This is a genomic window from Treponema sp. R6D11, assembly GCF_054786075.1.
Window position 1 is genome coordinate 1 of the sequence record NZ_BDHD01000551.1, and the last position, 796, is coordinate 796.

At 39.1% G+C, this 796-nt stretch carries 1 protein-coding gene; it reads right to left on the minus strand.

Annotation, left to right across the window (positions count from 1 at the left end; genetic code table 11):
* The coding region (locus ACYVTD_RS14610) for a chromosomal replication initiator protein DnaA (RefSeq protein ID WP_461248446.1) at window positions 1-796 on the minus strand (796 nt) is incomplete at both ends.

A 796-nucleotide genomic window follows, 5' to 3' on the forward strand; every position in this document is an offset into this window, starting at 1 on the left:
TTTCAAATTTTCAATAGTTGACTCCAAACTGGGATCTGTCAATAATTTACCCTTAATTTTGTCTATAGAATACATCACAGTAGTATGATCTTTACCACCAAAATCCTGACCTATCTCTGTTGTGGAATAATCTGTCATTTCTCGACCCATATACATGGCAAGTTGACGAGCGGAAACAATGTTTTGAGACCTTTTTTTGCCTTTTAAATCGTTTGGAGTAAGCCCAAAATACTCGGCGGATACCCTGATTATATTGTCCATAGAAAGATTTGCCTGTCTTGGCGCGTTAAAAATGTTTTTAAGACGCTCTTGAGCGGTCTCCAAATTAATTGTTTTTCCCATAAGTTCCGAATAAGCGATAAGGTTGTTTATTACGGATATAAGATCGCGAACATTTGAAGATACGTTTTTACCGATTAAGTCGATGACTTCATCGGGGAAGGCGACTCCGCGAGTCTGAGCGACGGATTTTAAAATCACGCAGCGTTCTTCATAACGAGGAGGTTGAAGGTCGGCGCTAAGCCCTTCGTTAAAACGAGTGATAAGGCGGTCTGAAAATTTCTTTAAATCTGATATTGGGCGGTCGCAGGTAAAAACAAGCTGTTTTTTTGCGTCTCGCAGGGCGTTAAAAGTATGAAAAAGCTCTTCCTGTACGCCGGGTTTGTCGGTAAAAAACTGAATATCGTCAATTAATAAAACATCGGTTTGCCGGTACTCGTTTTTAAAGACATTCATTGTCCCTTCTTTAATTCCTTCAAGGTATTGGTTTAAAAATTCTTCAGAAGTGGTACATATT